General features: G+C 59.7%; 1 protein-coding gene. It reads right to left on the minus strand.

Going from position 1 to position 216, the window contains the following annotated elements:
- Positions 1–27: 27 nt before the first annotated feature.
- On the minus strand, positions 28–216 hold a 189-nt coding region (locus RRF55_RS29045), incomplete at its 5' end, for a hypothetical protein (protein WP_439419457.1).

The following is a 216-nucleotide window of genomic DNA, read 5'->3' on the forward strand; positions in this document are numbered from 1 at the left end:
TGCACGGGATTGCGCCGGGCTGTTGAATCATGCTGGCGCAATCGCCCGGCCCAGTTTCTGCGCCTGCCCCTTCAACACCCGCATCAAATGCATCGCCGCATGCGACGGCGGCTCGAACCGCGAATAGACAAAGCTGATATCAAAGTGAATTTCATCGGCCAGCGGCACCGCCGCCAACCCACTGTCCTGCGCCACGAATTCGTCGATCACACTGAT

This window comes from Klebsiella sp. K47 (genome assembly GCF_051858335.1).
Lineage (GTDB): Bacteria > Pseudomonadota > Gammaproteobacteria > Enterobacterales > Enterobacteriaceae > Klebsiella > Klebsiella pneumoniae.